This window comes from Streptomyces sp. NPDC048288, assembly GCF_043201555.1.
Taxonomy (GTDB): Bacteria; Actinomycetota; Actinomycetes; order Streptomycetales; family Streptomycetaceae; genus Streptomyces.
On sequence record NZ_JBICZD010000003.1, the window covers coordinates 250,820 to 267,604 of the forward strand.

The window sequence follows — 16,785 nt, forward strand, 5'->3', positions numbered from 1 at the left end:
AGGGCTTCGCAAGGAGGGGAAAAGCGCAATGAGCGGTGGGGTTTCCCTCATCGGCGGGGGCTGGGACGCGCCCGAGGTGTACGGGCCGTTGCTGCGGGCCGCGGGCGGCGGGCGGATCGGCTGTGTGCTCGTCGACGAGGGCGACGGGGAGGAGCAGTTCGCGCGGTACGCGGGGGCGTTGCGGCGGGCCGGGGAGTGCGAGCCGGTGGCGTTGCCGGTCCCGGTGGGCGGGCGGTTCGAGGCGGATGTGCTCGTGAAGGACGGCTGGGACGGGATCCTGGTCTGCGGCGGTCTGACGCCCGCCTACCAGGACGTGTTCGCCGGGTGCCTGGAGCGGCTGCCCGAGGTGCTCGCCGAACGCGGCATCCCGTACGCCGGTTTCTCCGCCGGTGCCGCCCTCGCCGCCCGGCGGGCCGTGCTGGGCGGCTGGCTGGTGGACGGCGTCCCGGTCTGCCCGCCGGACACCGCCGAGGATCTTGAGGAGGTCGAGGTACGGCCGGGGCTCGGGCTCGTCCCCTTCGCGGTGGACGTGCACGCGGCGCAGTGGGGCACGCTGGGCCGGCTGGTCGCGGCCGTGTCGCGCGGCTCGGTGCCGTACGGAGTCGCGCTCGACGAGAACACCGTGCTGGAGGTGGACGGCGGGGAGGGCCGGGTCGGCGGGCGCGGACAGGTCCACCTCGTACGGCCGACACACGACGTACGACCGGCCACCGAACCGCCGGACGACGGCCACGACGGTCGCGGCAGCCACGACGGTCGCGCGGCGGGTGCGGTCGTACGGTCCTACGCGCCCGGCGAGTCCGTGCCGCTGGGTCAGCCGCCGCTGCCGTAGGGCCTGGTGAGGATCTCCAGGCGGTGACCGTCGGGGTCGTCGAAGTAGGTGCCGCGGCCGCCGTCGTTGGTGTTGATCTCGCCGGGGCGGCTGTGGGACGGGTCGGCCCAGTAGGCGAGACCGGAGTCGCGGATGCGGGTGAAGATCTCGTCGAAGTCGTCCTCGGAGACGAGGAAGGCGTAGTGCTGGGGCGGGATGTTCCCGGGGGTGTCCATGTAGTCGAGGGTGACGCCGTTGGGCAGCGCGACCGGGGCGAACGGGCCGTAGTCCGCGCCGACTTCCAGCCCGAGGACGTCGGCGAGGAACCTGGCCGACGCGTGCTTGTCGTGGGCGGCGACGATGGTGTGGTTCAGGTTCACGGTCATCGTGGGACCTCCTCCTGTCCAACGTACTCCCGGTACCGGTTAAGGTAAGCCTTGCCTTAGTTACCGATCGGGAGAGTCAGTCGTGCGCGCATTCAGGTTGAGGGCCGTCCTGGCCGTGTCCGCCCTGTCCGTGACGGGCGGTCTGCTGGCCGGCTGCTCCTCGTCCGACGGTGACAACGATGCCGGTGCCACGCACGGCGACGGGACCGTGAACAAGGTCGCCGGTGCCTCCGAGGGCCCCTCCGCCGCGCCGAGCGCCCTCTCCGACGGCATGGGCTCCGACACCGCGGCCGACGGCGTCTTCCCGCGCACGATCACCCACTTCGAGGGCACGACCACCATCAAGGCCCGGCCCGAGAAGATCGCCGTGCTCAGCACCGGGCAGCTCGACGACCTGCTCACCCTCGGCATCGTCCCGACCGCCTCCACCCGCGCCGAGAACGCCGGACTCGTCCCCGACTACCTCGCCGACGCCTTCCCGAAGGACAAGAAGAAGCTCGCCGCGATGACCGACGCGGGCACCCGCACCGCGCCCAACCTGGAGTCGCTGGCCGCCGCGAAGCCCGACCTGATCCTGGTCAACGACTCGCTCGGCGACCTCTACCCCCAGCTGTCGAAGATCGCGCCCACCGTGGTCACCGCCGGCCAGGGCATCAACTGGAAGCGTGACCTGCTGCTGGTCGGGGACGCCGTCGGCGAGGGGCAGAAGGCCCAGGAGCTGCTCGACGGCATCGTCGGCAACGCCGAGGCCAGCGGGTCCGCGCTGGACGGGCGGACCACGGTGTCCATGGTCCGCTTCACCCCCGACCGGACGCGGATGTTCGGCGTCTCCTCCTTCACCGGCTCGATCGCCGTCGACATGGGCCTCTCCCGCCCCGCGTCCCAGCGGTTCAACGCCATCTCGCAGGACATCAGCGCCGAGAAGGTGGACACCGCCGACGGTGACTGGATCTTCTACTCCGTGCAGGGCGACGCGGCGAAGACGGACGCGGCGACCGTGCTCGCCGGGCCGCTGTGGAAGTCCCTGAAGGCGGTCGAGGCCGGGCACGCCGTCCAGGTCGACGACGACCCCTGGTACCTCAACGCCGGTCCCACGGCCGCCCGTCTCGTCGTACGACAGCTCGCCGAGCACCTCCGGTAAGTGCGCCGCGTCCTCGTCTGGCCGACGGCCGCCCTCGCGGTGGCCGTCGTCGCCCTGCTCAGCCTCGCCGTCGGCACCCGTGCCGTACCGCCGGCCACCGTGCTCGACGCCCTGCTGCACGGCGGGTCGTCACCGGACGCCCTGGTCGTACGGTCCCTGCGGCTGCCCCGCACCGAGATCGGCCTCACCGCGGGCGCCGCGCTCGGCCTCGCCGGGGCCACCCTCCAGGCGGTCACCCGCAACCCGCTCGCCGACCCCGGCATCCTCGGGCTGAGCCAGGGCGCGGCGGCGGGCGTGGTCCTCGCCCTCGTCCTCGGCGGTGCCGCCCACGGCTTCGGGGCGTACGTCTGGTACGCCTTCACCGGGGCCGTCCTCGCCGCGTGCCTCGTCTACGGGATCGCGGCGCGCGGCCGGGGCGGGGCGTCCCCCGTCAAGCTGGCCCTCGCCGGCACGGCCCTGTCCGCGATGACCGCGGGCGCCACGACCGTCGTCCTCACCTCCAGCTCCGCCACCCTCGACCAGTTCCGGTTCTGGCAGGTGGGTGCGCTCAGCGGGCGCGACGCCGGGACGGTCGTACGGATGCTGCCGTTCCTCGCGGCCGGCGCGGTCCTGGTCCTGTCCTGCGCCCGGGGCCTCGACGCACTCGCCCTCGGCGACGAGACGGCCCGCGCGCTCGGCCACCGGGTCCACACCGTCCGGGCCTGCGCGGCGCTGGGGGCAACGCTCCTGACGGCCGCGGCGGTGGCGGCGGCCGGGCCGATCGCGTTCGTGGGGCTGGTGGTGCCGCACCTGGCACGGCGGGTGGTGAGGGGCGGCGGGTACGGCCGGGTACTGCCGCTGTCGGGGCTGCTGGGAGCGGGCCTGCTGCTCGCGGCCGACGTCCTGGGGCGGGTGGTGCGGGCTCCTGCCGAGGTCCCGGCCGGCGTGATGACCGCGCTGGTGGGGGTGCCGGTGCTGGTGGCACTGGTACGCAGGAAAGGGGCCGTGACGTGAGGCGTACCCGGCGTAGGGGCGTTTCGCTCACCGGCGCCGCCCGGGTGCCGCTGCGCCCACCCGTGCCGCCCCTAGCGGCACGCATGCCCGCAGCTAAGAAGATGCGGCGACTGCAGCGCCCCGTCAGGGGCGCGGGGAACTGCGCGACCAGCCCCCACCGGCCCGCGGCCATAGCACTACGCCCCCACCCCCGCCTTTCCCTTCTCCTCCACAAGCGATCAATGATCGTCGCCCTCGCCCTGCTCGCCCTCCTCGCCTTCGCGATGACCGCCTCCGCCTGCCTGGGACAGACCTCCCTGTCCCCCGTCACCGTCTGGCGCACCCTCCGCGGCGAGGACACCCCCTACACCCTGATCGTCAACGAGCTCCGCGCACCCCGCATCGTCGTGGGCGCCCTCGTCGGCGTCTGCCTCGGTCTCGGCGGAGCCCTCGTGCAGACCGTCACCCGGAACCCGCTCGCCAGCCCGGACGTCATCGGCGTCGGGCACGGCGCCGCCGCCGCGACCGTGCTCGCGCTGGCCACGGGAGCGGTCGCCTCGCCCTCCGCGATGCCCCTCGTCTCCGTCGGCGGCGGACTGGTCGCCGCCGCTCTCGTCTACGCCCTCGCGTGGCGCCACGGCATGCAGCCCGCCCGCTTCGTGCTCACGGGTGTGGGGATCGGCGTCGCGCTGTCCGCCGTCGTCCAGCTGTATCTCACGGACAGCGAGCTGGACGCGGCCGAGCAGGTCAAGCTGTGGCTGACCGGGAGTCTGAACGGGCGGGGCTGGGCGCAGGCCGGCCCGCTCGCCGTCGTCCTCGTGCTGACCCTGCCGGGGCTGGTGTGGGCGGGCCGGGCGGCGCGGCCGCTCGGGCTCGACCCCGAGACCGCCGCCGGTCTCGGGGTCCGCGTCGACCGCGTCCGCCTCGGCCTCACCGCCCTCGGCGTCGTGCTCGCCGCCACCGCGACCGGCGCCGCCGGGCCGATCGGGTTCGTCGCGCTGACCGCGCCCCAGCTGGCCCGGCGCCTCACCCGCACCCCTCAGCTGCCGCTGGTCTGCTCGGCGCTGACGGGCGCGGTCGTGCTGGTGACCGCCGACCTGGTGGCCCGCACCCTGGTGCCTCCGCTGGAGATCCCGGTGGGTGCGCTGACCTCCCTGGTCGGCGGTCCCTACCTGCTGTATCTGCTGGGCAGACGGAGGTGACTCAGATCGTCGCGGTGTCGATCACGAACCGGTAGCGGACGTCGCTGTGCACGACCCGCTCGTAGGCCTCGTTGATCTGGTCGGCGCCGATCAGCTCGATCTCGGCGCCCAGCTGGTGCTCGGCGCAGAAGTCGAGCATCTCCTGGGTCTCCTGGATACCGCCGATGCCGGAGCTGCTCAGCGTGCGGCGGTTGCCGAACACGGAGGACAGGAGGATGTGGACCGGCTCCTCGGGGATGCCGACGTTCACCATGGCGCCGTCGGTGCGCAGCAGCGACAGGTAGGCGTCGAAGTCGAGGGGGGCCGAGACCGTGTTGAGGATGATGTCGAACGTGCCCTTGAGGTCCTCGAAGGTCTTCGGGTCGCTGGTCGCGCGGTAGTCGGTGGCGCCCAGCTTCAGGCCGTCGTCCTTCTTGCGCAGGGACTGGGAGAGCACGGTGACCTCGGCGCCGAGCGCCGCCGCGATCTTCACGCCCATGTGGCCCAGGCCGCCGAGGCCGACGACCGCGACCTTCTTGCCGGGGCCGGCGTTCCAGTGCTTGAGCGGGGAGTACGTGGTGATGCCGGCGCACAGGAGGGGGGCCGCCACGTCGAGGGAGAGGCCGTCCGGGATGCGGACGACGAAGCCCTCGTCGACGACGATCTTCTGCGAGTAACCGCCGTAGGTCGGCTGCCCGTCCTTGCCGACGCCGTTGTACGTCCAGGTGGGGCCGCCGCCGGTGCAGTACTGCTGGAGACCGGCCCTGCAGTTGTCGCACTCGCGGCAGGATTCGACCATGCAGCCGACGCCCACCCGGTCCCCCACCGCGTACTGGGTGACACCCGGGCCGACCTCGGAGACGACGCCCGCGATCTCGTGACCGGGCACCATCGGGAAGATCGCCGTGCCCCAGCCCTCGCGGGCCTGGTGGATGTCGGAGTGGCAGATTCCGGCGAACTGGATGTCGATCAGGACATCGTGTTCGCCGACCGCGCGCCGCTCGATCGTGGTCCGCTCCAGCGGAGCCTTGGCGGCGGGCGCGGCGTAAGCAGCAACAGTGGTCATGAGGGGGGTTCTCCTAGAGGTGTCTTCGCGCCCGGTCGCCTTCTTCCGCCCCGGGCACGTCTACAGACTCCTCCACGCTACGTCCGTCACCCAGCCCCCGCCTCTGCGTACGTCCGCCGTTCCTACCACTGGCGGGGTCAGGTACCTGTACGTACGACCGTGAATACTGGATGTATGGAAGACCATCCCCTGCCCTCCTCCGAACCGGCGTCCCTGGACCGGCGTGCCGAGCTCAGCGAGTTCCTGCGCACCCGCCGGGCCCGGCTGCTCCCCTCGGACGTGGGGCTGCCGGACTTCGGGCGGCACCGCAGGGTGCCCGGGCTCCGGCGCGAGGAGCTGGCGCAGCTGGCCGGGGTGTCGGTGGCGTACTACACGCGCCTGGAGCAGGGCAACGGCCGCAACGTGTCGGCGGAGGTGCTGGACGCGATCGCCCGTGCGCTGCGGCTCACCGACGCCGAGCACGCGCACCTCATGCACCTCGCCAAGGGCAAGCAGCACAAGAAGAAGGGGCCGGCGCGGCCGCAGCAGGTGCGGGCCGCGCTGGCGCAGCTGCTGGAGGCGATGGACGGCGTACCGGCCTACATCGTGGGGCGCCGCTCGGAGATCCTGGCGTGGAACCCGATGGCGGCGGCGGTCTTCGGTGACTGGGGGGAGCTGCCGGCCGCGGAGCGCAACTGGGCGCGGCTGACGTTCCTGCGCCCCCAGTACCGGGAGCTCTTCGTGGACTGGGAGCAGAAGGCGATCGACATCGTCTGCCAGCTGCGGATGGACGCGGGCTGCTATCCCGACGATCCCCGGCTGTCCGCGCTGGTCGGCGAGCTCTCCGTGAAGAGCGAGGAGTTCCGCCGGCTGTGGGCGACGCACGACGTCAAGGAGAAGAGCCACGGGCTGAAGCGGATGCGGCACCCGCTGGTGGGTGAGCTGTCGCTGAACTTCGAGTCGTTCCGGATGCCGGACGACGCGGACCAGGCCCTGGTCACGTACCACGCGGAGCCGGGTTCGGCGTCGGCGGACGCGCTGCGGCTGCTGGCCAGCTGGGGCACGGACGCTACCCGGGTCGCCGCCACGCCCTGAGCCACGCTCCGCACCACGCCCCGGACCCTCGGACATGGGGAACGGCCCGCCGGAAGCCGCGCTTCCGACGGGCCGCTCGCTGGGGGTCTACTCAGCGGTCGACGCGCTCACTTGGCGTAGTACGCGTTGTAGATCGAGATCGTCGACTTGTTGCCCTTCTTGTCGGCGATCTTGGCGTGGAACGAGATGGCCTTGCCCTTGGCCGGGTTCTTGACGGTGATCTTGCCGTGGCTGACGGTCAGCTTCTTCCAGGTCTTGCCGTAGTCGTACGACACGTACACCGAGAGGGACTTCAGGTTGCGGCCGGCGGCCGCGCCCTCGACGGTGACCGGGAACGTGACCTTCTTGCCCGCCTCGACGCGGCTGTCCAGGCCGGTCTTGGCACCGAAGTGGACGGTGGAGGCCGGGAGCTGGGCCGGGATCAGGCCACTGGGCTTCTTGGAGTGGAAGGTCCAGCTGGCGTCGATCCGGGTGGAGGCGGCGGCGACCTTGACCGAGCGGATGACCGAGGTGGTCAGCTTGTACTCCGCGTCGGCGGACGGCACGGTGAACGCCTCGCCGCCGAACAGCGGGTCCTTGTTGGAGCCCACCTTGGTGCCGTTGCGGTACAGGGTCGTGTTCACCGACAGGAAGTCGGAGGACCCGGGGTGCTTTGCGCTGTCGGAGAACAGCGGGACCACACCGTAGATCTGGTTGCCGTCGCGGAAGAGACCGAACTCGGACGACAGGTGCGGGCCGAAGACCGCCTCGTTGAACGTGTTCTTGTAGGTCTGGCCCGCCTTGTACGTCTTCGGGTCGCCCAGCGTGTAGAAGGCGTCGGCGACCGGGAAGCCCTGGGCGTCGTGGCCGGAGTACTGGGCGACGTCGAAGGCCCACTGGGCGCCGTCGACGGTGGAGACGTGGAAGGTACGGGTGCCGGGCAGCTTCTGCTCCACCGCGTCGCCCACGACGAAGTCCTCGCCGACGATGCCCCACGGGCTGACCGCGCCGGTCTTGTTGGAGGCGGAGGCGCCGACGGTGTTCTTCACCGTGGCGAGCTCGGAGGTCTTGAAGTGCCGGACCTTGCCGCCCTGGAGCTTCTTGACCTGGGCGCTGGTGGCGACGTCGTACTCCTCCTTGTCGCCCTTGGTGAACTGGCCGCTCCAGGTCTGGGTCAGACCGCTGGCGACCTCGCCGCCCAGACCCGCGACCCGGATCTTCTCGAAGGAGTCGAAGCCGATCCCGAAGCCGATGCCGGCCGGGTCGTACATGTAGTCGATCACCGCGGTGCGCGGCTTCGCCTGGGTGTCCGGCACGGTGATGTCGGCCGCCTTGGTGGTGCGGGCGTCGATCGTGACCGTGAGGTCCTGGGTGACGCTCAGCTTCGGCTGGACCAGCCAGTCGAGACCGCCGTCGAAGGTGGTGAAGTCCTTCGCGATCCAGGCGTCGAGCAGGTACGTGCCCTTCGGCACCCGGATCGTGGTGGTCCCGGAGTCGGTCGGCGGGACGTTGATGGCCTGTCCGTTGCCGATGCCCGAGTACCCCATCAGGGCGGTGTTGTAGACGCCCGTCGGGTTGCCGTCGCGCCCGATGTGCTTGACGGTGACGCTGTACGACTGCACCTCACGCTGCACGGCGGCGGCGGTGCGGACGGTCTGGCCGCCGCCGGTCGCCGTCACGTACGCCGAGTAGCCGCCGTCGAGGGTGCCGCCCAGCTTGGTGTTGACGGTGACGTCGACGGAGGCCGTGCCGCCCGCCGGGACGGTCACCGTGCTCGCGCCCAGCGTGAAGAAGCCGGCCGGGGCCGCCGCGCCCTTGGGGTCGGTGGCGGTCGACTTCAGGGTGAGCGTCACATCGGAGGTGCCGAGGTTGCGGTAGGTCAGCTGCTTGGTGACCGGGGTGTCGTCGGTGTGCGGCCACTGCTGCACACCGAAGTTCACCGACGACGGGTCGGCGAGCACGGTCTGCTTGATGGCCTTGTCGACGGCGATCCGGCCGGAACCCTGCTCGAACGGCGTGTACTTGCCGCCCTTCGCGGAGCCCGTCAGGGCCGACTTCAGCTGCTGGTAGCCCCAGTCCGGGTGCTCCTGCTTCAGGATCGCCGCCGCGCCCGCCACGTGCGGGGTCGCCATCGACGTACCGGAGATGGTCAGGTAGCCGTCCGGGTTCTCGCCGACCTCCTGGTCGATGACGCTGCCCTTGGCCGCGGCCGCGGTGATGTCGACGCCGGGCGCGGTGACGTCCGGCTTGATGGAGCCGTCGGCGGCCGGGCCCGTGGAGGAGAAGTCCGCCAGCTTGTCGTTGCCGTCGACGGCGCCGACGGTGAGCGCGGACTCCGCGCTGCCCGGCGAACCGATCGACTGGGGGCCCTCGTTGCCCGCGGCGATCGCGAACAGGATGCCGTTGTCCTTGGAGAGCTTGTTGACCTCGGCTTCCAGCGGGTCGATCTCCGGGGTGTCGTAACCGCCGAGGCTCAGGTTGACGATGTCGGCGCCCTGGGCGGCCGCCCACTCCATGCCGGCGAGGATCCCGGAGTCGTCACCGGAGCCGGTGTCGTCCAGGACCTTGCCGTTGAGGATCTTCGCGCCGGGCGCGACACCCGTGTACTTGCCGTGCGACTTGGCGCCGGTGCCCGCCGCGATGGACGCGACGTGCGTGCCGTGGCCGAAGTGGTCCGTGGCGTCGGCGGCCGAGGTGAAGTTCTTGGACTCGATCACCTGGTCCTTGAGGTCCGGGTGGGTGGCGTCCACACCGGTGTCCAGGACGGCGATCTTCACGCCCTTGCCGTTGTAGCCGGCCGCCCACGCGGTGGGCGCGCCGATCTGCGGCACGGACTTGTCGAGGCTGGCCTTGCGGACGCCGTCGAGCCAGACGTGCGCGATGCCGGAGGCGGCCTTGTCCCCGTTGGTGACCGCGTCCCACAGCTCGGGCGTGTCCTTGACCGGGGTCTGCACGGCGTCGGCGTTGAGCGTCCTGAGGCTGTGCCGCAGGGTGCCCGCGTCCCGGACGTCGGCCTTGGTGGCCGCGGCGGCGCCGGTGTAGCCGACGATGACCTTCAGGCCGTTCTGCTGCGCCTTTCGGGTCGCGGACTTGTTCAACTCCGTGACGTCGAACAGGCGTTGGTCCAGCTTGCCGGAGGCGACCAGCTGGACGGCGTCGCCGGGGACGACGAGCGTGTGCCCGTCGACCTTGCTGATCCGGAACGGTATGTGCTCGCGCCCCTTGGCCCGGTCCAGGCCGACGACCCGGCCCTTGGCGTCGAGGGCGACCCGGTCGCCGGTGATCAGGGTGACGTGGTGCTTGGCGGTGAGCGAAGAGGCGGCCGCGGCGGTCGCGGCGGCACGCTGTTCCGGCTTCGCCGAGGCCGGGCTGGTCATGCCCGCGGCGAGGGCGACGGCTGCCGCCGTGGCCACCGTGGCCGCGGCGGCTCTTTTCACTTGTCTGCGCAAGACTCCCCCTGGAGACGGTGTGCCGGGCGAATTCCCCGTTCACCCGGCCGGGGGCAGCCTCGTACGCACATGCGTCAACCCCCCGGTATACGGAGTATGCCGGGGGGTGATCAGCGGGCTCAAGAGATGAGAGGCCGGTAAGAAGAGTGCGTGAGAACTGTTACGCGCCGGGGTGAACACCGTTACACAACCGCGCGGTCGTGCGCGAGGGTTCGATGCTATGCGCCGGCGTTCTCCTTGACGGTGATCTTGCCCTTGCGGATGGTCGCCAGACGCGGGGCCTTCTTCGCGATCGCGGAGTCGTGGGTGACCATGATGAAGGTCAGCCCGTGCTCCTTCCACATGCGCTCCAGTACGTCCATGATCTCGTCGCGCATGCCCTCGTCGAGGTTGCCGGTGGGCTCGTCGGCGAGCAGCACCTTGGGCTGCTTGACCAGGGCCCGGGCGATGGCGACACGCTGCTGCTGGCCGCCGGACATCTCGCCGGGGAGGTGACCGAGGCGCTCGCCGAGACCGACCGACGTCAGCGCCTCGGCGGCACGTTCGCGGCGTTCCTTGGTCTTGACGCCGAGCGGGACGAGGGCGGTCTCGACGTTCTCCTGGGCGGTGAGCGTCGGGATCAGGTTGAACGACTGGAAGACGAAGCCGATGTTCTCGCTGCGGACCGACGTGAGCTTCGCCTCGGAGAGCTTGGCCATGTCGGTGCCGTCGAGCACGACTTCGCCGGAGGAGGGGCGGTCGAGCCCGCCCAGCATCTGCAGGAGGGTGGACTTGCCGCCGCCGGTCGGGCCCTGGATGACCAGACGGTCGCCGTCGGCGATGGTGAGATCGATGCCGTCGAGGGCACGGATCGTGTCCTTGCCCCGTGAGTAGAGCTTGGTGACGTTTCTGAGTTCGTACATGGTGGCTCCTGGAGGGTTTTTGGGGTGGGGCGGTTACGTCGTCGGCCGCGGGCGGGTGGGGGTTGGTCGCGCAGTTCCTCCCCCAGCCTTCGGCCGGGGGGACCCCCAGCGCCCCTGACGGGGCGCTGCAATCGCCGCAGCTTCTTAGCTGCGGGCATGCGTGCCGCTAGGGGCGGCACGGGTGGGCGCAGCGGCACCCGGCCAGCGCCGGTAAGCGTCCCCACCCCCGCCCCCACCGGACGTCGGCTACTCGACGCGCCGAAGTGCGTCCGCCGGCCGCAACCTGGACGCGCGCCAGCCGCCGAAGGCGCCGGCGATCAGGCCGCCGGCCACGGCCAGGCCGACCGCCACTCCGATGGTGGTGATGCTGACCGGAGCCGTGAGGGCGACCTCCAGGGTCTTGGCGGCCTGCCGGCCGGGGCCGCCGAAGCCGCCACCGCCACCCGGGCCGCCGCCCGTGTTGCCGCCACCGCCGCCGCTGCCGAGGGAGGCCTCCAGGGTGGGGCTGATCTCGGTGACGACGTACGCGCCCGCGAGGCCGAGCGCGATCCCGAGCGCACCGCCGACCAGGCCGTTGACCATGGCCTCGCCGACGACCTGCCGGGTGACCCGGCCGGACTTCCAGCCCAGCGCCTTCAGCGTGCCGAACTCGCGGACCCGGCGGGAGACCGCCGAGGAGGTCAGCAGACCGGCGACCAGGAACGCGGCCACGAGCACCGCGATGGACAGCCACTTGCCGACGTTGGTGGCGAGCGAGGACGCCGTGGACAGCGAGCCGGAGACGGTGTCCGCGAGGTCGGCGGAGGTGGTGACCGTCGTACCCGAGACGTTGCTCTGGATCGTCTTCTTCACCGAGGAGATCTGCTTGGAGTCGGTCGCCTTGACGTAGATCGTGGTGACCTTGTTCTTCTCGTCGGCGAGCGTCTGCGCCTGCTTCAGCGGCATGTACAGGTTGGCCGCCGCGTCACCGCTGTCGGCGGTCGCGATGCCGACGATCTTGAACTTGACCTTGTTGATGGTGACGGTCGAACCGACCTTGTACTTCTTCTCCTTGGCGTAAGCCGAGTCGGCCACCAGTACCTTGGCGTCGGTCTCGGTGGTCTTGAAGGTACGGCCACTGGTGATCTTCGAGGAGGTCAGCGGGCCGATGCCGGTCTGGGTGACGTCGGTTCCGTAGATCGAGTACGAGTTGACGTCGAAGTTGGCGCCGCCGCCCTGGACCTCGCCCTGCGGCTGGCTGTTGCCGCCGCCCTCGGGTCCGCCCTGGCCGCCGCCGGAGTTCCCGTTCCCGTTCTGCTGGAACTGACCGCGGGTGAACTGGCCGCTGATCTTGACGACGTTGAGGTTCAGCCCGCCGACCGCGGTCGCGACGCCCTTCTGGTCGCCGACCTTGGTGACGGTGGAGGAGGCGAGGGTGGTGAACCCCTGCACCATGACGCGGTCACTGCTCTGCGTGCTCGACGAGCCGTTGTTCTGCGCGTCGAAGTTGAAGCGGGGCCGCTGGGACGCGCTCGTGGACGCCGACGCGGCCTTGGTGACCGTCATGTCCGTACCCAGGCCGTACAGCGACTGGAGAACCTTGTCCTGTGCCTTCCCCATGCCGTTGGACACGGAGTTGACCACGATGACCAGCGCGATTCCCAGCGCGAGGCCGGAGGCGACGACGAGAGCCGCCTTTCTGCGGCGGCGCAGTTCGCGCCTCAGGTAGGTGAAGAACATGACCGCAAGTTAGGGACGCACCGTGATGGCTCGATAAGGCCCAAATAAGAGATGCATGAGAAGGCTGTACGGAGGCCAGGAAAGTCCCCGCACCGAGCTGTCAGCGCCGGCCCGGGACGGGTGGAGAGCCGGGCGGGGCGGGGGAGTTGCCGCCCCGGGCCGCTCACCCGGTCCGTCTCGGCACCCGGTCCGTCGTCTCGGCGGCCGGCAGCAGGTGCCGCAGCAGCGCGAGGCCGGGCAGGAGCACGACCAGACCGCAGACGCCGTTCCAGCCGAAGGCGGAGTACGCGCGCACGCCCAGCCAGGAGCCGGCGCTGCCACCGAGGAACGCACAGGTCATGTAGGCGGTGTTGAGCCGGGCGCGGGCCTCGGGGCGGAGGTGGAAGATACGGGCCTGGTTGGCGACCTGGCCGGACTGCACGGCCACGTCGAGCAGGAGCATGCCCGCGGCCAGCCCGGCCAGGCCGACGGCACCGCCGAGCCGGCCGGTCAGCAGCAGGGCGCCGGCGGCGACGGCACCCACCATGCACACCAGGTTCACGGCGTCGGGCCCCCGCCGGTCGGTGCGGCGCCCCGCGACCGGTGTGGCGAACATGCTGGCCGCCCCCACCAAAGCGAGCACGCCGACGGCCGGGGTGCCCAAGTGGTAGGCCGGGCCGGTGAGATAGAGGGCGAGGGCCGTCCAGGCGGCGCTGAAGGCGGCGAACACCAGTACCTGGTACAGGGCCGAGCGGCGCAGCAGCGGCTCGGTGCGCAGCAGGCGCACCGAGGCCGCCAGGAGGGCCGGGTAGGGCTGGTCGGTGCTCGGTGTGGTGGCCGGGAGCGCGGCGGCCAGCGCCAGGGCGAGGACCAGCACCAGGCCGGCGGCCACCAGGTAGGGGGCGCGCCAGCCCAGCCACTCGCCGAGGGTGCCGGAGAAGGTGCGGGCCAGCAGGATGCCGCCGATCAGGCCCGACAGCAGGGTGCCGGTGACCGCGCCGCGGCGCTCGGGGGCGGCCAGGCCCGCCGCCATCGGGATGAGGATCTGCGGGACCACGGTGGTCAGGCCGACCAGCGCGCCGGCGACGGCGAGGACGGGCAGGGAGGTCGCGGTACCCGCGAGGACGAGTCCGGCGCAGGTCAATAGGAGCAGGGTGGTGACCAGGCCGCGGTGGCGCAGCCGGTCGCCGAGCGGGACCAGCAGGAAGATGCCGGCCGCGTAGCCGAGTTGGGCGCAGGTGACCACGACGGCCGCGGACTCCGGGGACACCCGCAGGTCGTCGGCGACGAGCGGGCTGATCGCCTGCGGGAAGTAGATGTCGGCCACCGCGACACCGCAGGCGACGGAGAGCAGCACGAGCAGACGCCGGCTCGGCGCCGGCGCGGCAGTGGAGGAAGGTCCGGCGGACACGGCACACCTCTCGCCAGGAAGGGGAGGAAGAGGGAGGAAGAGGGAGGAAGCACACAACTTCAGGAACCGCTTTAACCGGTTCCCGACGGTACCAGTAAAACCGGTTCCCCAGTAGGGTGGTTGGCATGCCCGACGCGCCCGTGCCCGTGCCCCCGGCCCCCCGCTTCCGTACCGGCGCCGGCCGGATCTGCCTGGACTTCATGCGCACGCTCCGGCTGCGCGGCGCGGCGGACGCCACCGAGGAACTGGACACCCCCGGGGCCCTGACCGCCTGGGTCGCCCAGCTGGGCCCCTACCCCGACGGCACGGCCGTCCCGGCCCCGGCCGAGGAGGTGCTCCACCGGGCGCGGGCGGTACGGGAGGCGGTGCACGCCCTGCTGACGGCGGCCCGCTCGCCCGCCGGACCCGGCGGCTGCCCGGCGGACGAGCGGAGACTGCTGAACGAGGCCGCCGCCGCGGCACCCCCGGTGCCGGTGCTCGACGCGGACGGCACCGTGACGTACACCGCCGCGGATCCGGTGGGCGCGGTGCTCGCCGACATCGCGCGCGACGCGCTCGCGCTGGCGACCTCCCCCGCCCTGGACCGGGTGCGCGCCTGTTCGGGAACCCACTGCGCCGCCTGGTTCCTGGACACCTCACGCCCGGGAAACCGCCGCTGGTGCTCGATGGAGACCTGCGGCAACCAGGCCAAGAAGAGCACCTGGCGCACCAGGCACGCCTCGGCGCACGGGACCGCGGCCCCGAACGCGTGAGGCGGCCGCCCCGGGAGGGGCGGCCGCCTCAGGCGCGTGCGGGCGGAGGGCTCAGACGGCCGAACCGGCCTTCCAGTCGGCCCAGTTCATGTTCCAGCCGTTGAGACCGTTGTCCGGGGAGACGGTCTTGTCGCCGGTGTTGGAGACGACCACGACGTCACCGACGATCGAGTGGGTGTACATCCAGTAGGCGGGCGTGCTGGTGTCGTTGGCGCCCTTGGTGTCGGACAGGCCGACGCAGCCGTGGCTGGTGTTCACCGCGCCGAAGACGGACTTGGCGCCCCAGTAGTTGCCGTGCAGGAAGGTGCCGGAGCTGGTGAGGCGGATGGCGTGCGGCACGTCCTTGATGTCGTACTCGCCCTTGCCGTCGCTGTCGGTGAAGCCCACGGTCGCGCCGTTCATGCGCGTCTCCTTGTACTTCTCCGACATCACCATGATGCCGTTGTACGTCTTGTTCTCGGGCGAACCGGCCGAGATCGGGATGGTCTTGACGACCTTGCCGTCCTGGGTGATCTTCATCTGCTTGGTCTTGGCGTCGACGTAGGAGATCTGGTTGCGGCCGATGTGGAAGGTGACCGTCTTCTGCTGCACGCCGTAGACACCGGAGGCGCCCTCGACACCGTCGAGCGACAGCTTCAGCGTGACGGTGGAGTTCTCCTTCCAGTAGTCCTCGGGGCGGCAGTCCATGCGCTGGGTGGAGAACCAGTGGCAGGCGACCTCCTGGCCGCTGCTGGAGGTGACGGTGACGGCCTTCTGGACGGCGGCCTTGTTGGTGATCGCCTTGTCGAAGTTGATCGACACGGGCATGCCGACGCCGACCGTGGAGCCGTCGTCCGGGGTGAAATAGCCTATGAAGCTGTTGGACGGCGAGACCGTGGTGAACGAGGCGTTCTCGTGGGCGACCAGGCCGGCGGAGTCCTTGGCCTCGGCGGCGACCTTGTAGGTGGTCGACCGCTCCAGCTGGGCGGAGGGCTTCCAGCTCGTCTTGTCGGCGGACAGCGCGCCGGCGACCGTCTTGCCGTCGGCGGCGGTCATGGTGACACCGGTGAGGGTGCCTTTGCTGACCGTGACCGCGGCGGAGTTGTTGATGGACGCGCCGCTGGAGCCGTCCTTGGGTGTGATGGTGATCTGCGCCTGGGAGGACTTCTTGGCCGCGGCCTCGTCCGCCTGGGTCTGCGAGGTCTCACCGCTGCCGGACGCCTTGTCGTCGCTGCCGGAACACGCCGTGAGCACCAGAACACCGCCGAGCAGTGCGGACGCGGCCACCAGGCCCTTGCGCCGCTTACTGTCCGTCATCACACGCTTCTCCATCGTTGCCGAGTCCGCGAACACACCGGAAATCCCCGTCAAGAACCTTCAACGCCACGACCGTGCCGTCCCGTTCCACATTCTTCGGATCTGTGGGGCACACCACGTCCGCCGGGGCGGCTGGTGCGGCAGGGACCGGTCCGTGCGTCCTCCGAGACGACGAAACCCCGGACGGCGGTTGCCGTCCGGGGCCACAGGTTCCCCGGATCGCTCAGCCGATGCCGACCTCTTCTTCGTCGTCGCGCTCGTCATCATCCTCGTCGAGATCCCAGTCCGGCGAATCCGGATCGTAGGAAATCCGCTCGCTGGACCAGGAGGCCTGCTGGAGATCGACTCCCGGCACCTCGCTGACCAGGTCGAACGGATCGACGAGATAGGCGAGGGCCTCGGCGGTGTCTTCCGTCACAGCGGCCTCGGCCTGGGCCCGCTCCTCGCCCGGCAGGTCGGGGTCGTCGGCGATCCGCAGCAGCGCCGCCTTGGTGACCGCGTCGGTGTCCTCCACCTCGACGACCAGCTCCACCCGAAGCCGCACAAAACGTGATGTCTCTGGAGTGCTCATGCCCGGAGCGTACGACTGAAACCTCCCGTGACTTTCCCGTGACCCGCGACTTTCACTAACATCGCCTCACACGGCCAATTCGCCAGCGTCACAAGG

14 protein-coding genes are annotated in these 16,785 nt (G+C 71.0%); 6 read left to right on the forward strand and 8 right to left on the reverse strand.

The window, feature by feature from the left end:
• The first annotated feature begins 28 nt into the window (after positions 1–28).
• Complete coding sequence (locus tag ACGFZS_RS12390) at positions 29–832, forward strand: hypothetical protein (RefSeq protein ID WP_393795041.1); 804 nt, start codon at positions 29–31, stop codon at positions 830–832.
• Here ACGFZS_RS12390 and ACGFZS_RS12395 read toward each other — a convergent pair.
• Entirely contained in the window at positions 814–1,197 is a 384-nt protein-coding gene (locus tag ACGFZS_RS12395; RefSeq protein WP_393795042.1) for a VOC family protein, read from the reverse strand. The two genes, ACGFZS_RS12390 and ACGFZS_RS12395, sit on opposite strands and share 19 nt — an antisense overlap.
• 82 nt (positions 1,198–1,279) lie before the next feature.
• On the opposite strand from ACGFZS_RS12395, the gene ACGFZS_RS12400 reads away from it, so the two are divergent.
• From ACGFZS_RS12400 to ACGFZS_RS12410, 3 genes are all read left to right on the forward strand, one after another.
• The gene (locus ACGFZS_RS12400; protein WP_393795043.1) at positions 1,280–2,338 is read left to right on the forward strand and encodes an ABC transporter substrate-binding protein; all 1,059 of its coding nucleotides are present in this window, start codon (positions 1,280–1,282) and stop codon (positions 2,336–2,338) included.
• On the forward strand, positions 2,339–3,331 hold the full coding sequence (locus ACGFZS_RS12405; protein ID WP_393795044.1) for a FecCD family ABC transporter permease: 993 nt from the start codon (positions 2,339–2,341) through the stop codon (positions 3,329–3,331).
• 101 nt (positions 3,332–3,432) lie between these two features.
• Positions 3,433–4,512 (forward strand): FecCD family ABC transporter permease, encoded by a 1,080-nt coding sequence (locus tag ACGFZS_RS12410; protein ID WP_393795045.1) that lies wholly within the window; start codon positions 3,433–3,435, stop codon positions 4,510–4,512.
• A gap of 1 nt (position 4,513) precedes the next feature.
• Here ACGFZS_RS12410 and ACGFZS_RS12415 read toward each other — a convergent pair whose 3' ends face one another.
• Positions 4,514–5,557 (reverse strand): NAD(P)-dependent alcohol dehydrogenase, encoded by a 1,044-nt coding sequence (locus tag ACGFZS_RS12415; RefSeq protein ID WP_393795046.1) that lies wholly within the window; start codon positions 5,555–5,557, stop codon positions 4,514–4,516.
• A gap of 174 nt (positions 5,558–5,731) precedes the next feature.
• Here ACGFZS_RS12415 and ACGFZS_RS12420 point away from each other — a divergent pair, with 174 nt between their 5' ends.
• Positions 5,732–6,631, forward strand: coding sequence for a helix-turn-helix domain-containing protein (locus ACGFZS_RS12420; protein ID WP_393795047.1), 900 nt, complete (start codon positions 5,732–5,734; stop codon positions 6,629–6,631).
• Between the two features lie 107 nt (positions 6,632–6,738).
• Here the strand turns inward: ACGFZS_RS12420 and ACGFZS_RS12425 are convergent, their stop codons facing one another.
• The 4 genes from ACGFZS_RS12425 to ACGFZS_RS12440 all read right to left on the reverse strand — a co-directional run bounded on the left by ACGFZS_RS12425 (position 6,739) and on the right by ACGFZS_RS12440 (position 14,070).
• Positions 6,739–10,047 carry a S8 family serine peptidase gene (locus tag ACGFZS_RS12425; protein WP_393795048.1) on the reverse strand — a complete coding sequence of 1,103 codons (3,309 nt, stop codon included), beginning with the start codon at positions 10,045–10,047 and terminating at the stop codon, positions 6,739–6,741.
• A gap of 230 nt (positions 10,048–10,277) precedes the next feature.
• Complete coding sequence (locus tag ACGFZS_RS12430) at positions 10,278–10,961, reverse strand: ABC transporter ATP-binding protein (protein ID WP_359222259.1); 684 nt, start codon at positions 10,959–10,961, stop codon at positions 10,278–10,280.
• A 246-nt stretch (positions 10,962–11,207) separates the two neighbouring features.
• The gene (locus ACGFZS_RS12435; protein WP_393795049.1) at positions 11,208–12,680 is read right to left on the reverse strand and encodes an ABC transporter permease; all 1,473 of its coding nucleotides are present in this window, start codon (positions 12,678–12,680) and stop codon (positions 11,208–11,210) included.
• A gap of 163 nt (positions 12,681–12,843) precedes the next feature.
• Positions 12,844–14,070 carry an MFS transporter gene (locus ACGFZS_RS12440; RefSeq protein WP_393795050.1) on the reverse strand — a complete coding sequence of 409 codons (1,227 nt, stop codon included), beginning with the start codon at positions 14,068–14,070 and terminating at the stop codon, positions 12,844–12,846.
• A gap of 125 nt (positions 14,071–14,195) precedes the next feature.
• Between ACGFZS_RS12440 and ACGFZS_RS12445 the strand changes: the two genes are divergently transcribed.
• Complete coding sequence (locus tag ACGFZS_RS12445) at positions 14,196–14,822, forward strand: CGNR zinc finger domain-containing protein (RefSeq protein ID WP_393795051.1); 627 nt, start codon at positions 14,196–14,198, stop codon at positions 14,820–14,822.
• A gap of 51 nt (positions 14,823–14,873) precedes the next feature.
• Here the strand turns inward: ACGFZS_RS12445 and ACGFZS_RS12450 are convergent, their stop codons facing one another.
• Both ACGFZS_RS12450 and ACGFZS_RS12455 read right to left on the reverse strand, forming a co-directional pair.
• Positions 14,874–16,118 carry an Ig-like domain-containing protein gene (locus tag ACGFZS_RS12450; RefSeq protein ID WP_365687213.1) on the reverse strand — a complete coding sequence of 415 codons (1,245 nt, stop codon included), beginning with the start codon at positions 16,116–16,118 and terminating at the stop codon, positions 14,874–14,876.
• 223 nt (positions 16,119–16,341) lie between these two features.
• Positions 16,342–16,689 (reverse strand): hypothetical protein, encoded by a 348-nt coding sequence (locus ACGFZS_RS12455; RefSeq protein ID WP_393662947.1) that lies wholly within the window; start codon positions 16,687–16,689, stop codon positions 16,342–16,344.
• Positions 16,690–16,785: the final 96 nt, after the last annotated feature.

What these genes read in the sequence shown, in the direction of transcription:
- ACGFZS_RS12395 (WP_393795042.1), bottom strand. Translation starts at nt 1,197, where the DNA reads ATGACCGTGAACCTGAACCACACCATCGTCGCCGCCCACGACAAGCAC.
- ACGFZS_RS12390 (WP_393795041.1), top strand. Translation starts at nt 29, where the DNA reads ATGAGCGGTGGGGTTTCCCTCATCGGCGGGGGCTGGGACGCGCCCGAG.
- ACGFZS_RS12420 (WP_393795047.1), top strand. Translation starts at nt 5,732, where the DNA reads ATGGAAGACCATCCCCTGCCCTCCTCCGAACCGGCGTCCCTGGACCGG.
- ACGFZS_RS12450 (WP_365687213.1), bottom strand. Translation starts at nt 16,118, where the DNA reads ATGACGGACAGTAAGCGGCGCAAGGGCCTGGTGGCCGCGTCCGCACTG.
- ACGFZS_RS12410 (WP_393795045.1), top strand. Translation starts at nt 3,433, where the DNA reads ATGCGGCGACTGCAGCGCCCCGTCAGGGGCGCGGGGAACTGCGCGACC.
- ACGFZS_RS12445 (WP_393795051.1), top strand. Translation starts at nt 14,196, where the DNA reads ATGCCCGACGCGCCCGTGCCCGTGCCCCCGGCCCCCCGCTTCCGTACC.
- ACGFZS_RS12455 (WP_393662947.1), bottom strand. Translation starts at nt 16,689, where the DNA reads ATGAGCACTCCAGAGACATCACGTTTTGTGCGGCTTCGGGTGGAGCTG.
- ACGFZS_RS12415 (WP_393795046.1), bottom strand. Translation starts at nt 5,557, where the DNA reads ATGACCACTGTTGCTGCTTACGCCGCGCCCGCCGCCAAGGCTCCGCTG.
- ACGFZS_RS12430 (WP_359222259.1), bottom strand. Translation starts at nt 10,961, where the DNA reads ATGTACGAACTCAGAAACGTCACCAAGCTCTACTCACGGGGCAAGGAC.
- ACGFZS_RS12435 (WP_393795049.1), bottom strand. Translation starts at nt 12,680, where the DNA reads ATGTTCTTCACCTACCTGAGGCGCGAACTGCGCCGCCGCAGAAAGGCG.